Here is a 236-nt window from a genome sequence, read left to right on the forward strand (position 1 = left end):
CGGCACCAAAAAATTGTCCATTGTTATATTTCATCATTACAACGAAAGCTCTACCGCCAAACACGATCAAGATAGAAGTCACATCGACAAACATATCGAGTCTTCCCCCCATCAGCATCGCCATTACAACAAAGCCAAAGGCGCCTATAATTCCAAAGAGTGTTGCTAAATCCACAGATAAATCCTTATTAATATAATATTAATGCGTTGTTATGTAGATAGTATAGATATTTATG

Annotated in this window: 1 pseudogene; it reads right to left on the bottom strand. The window is 36.4% G+C overall.

Features of this window, described 5'->3' with window-relative positions:
* Positions 1-175: pseudogene (locus tag V6255_RS18260) on the bottom strand (flagellar motor protein PomA); the annotation flags it as partial.
* Positions 176-236 lie beyond the last annotated feature (61 nt).

Source organism: Psychromonas arctica (genome assembly GCF_038155225.1).
GTDB classification, from domain to species: domain Bacteria; phylum Pseudomonadota; class Gammaproteobacteria; order Enterobacterales; family Psychromonadaceae; genus Psychromonas; species Psychromonas arctica_B.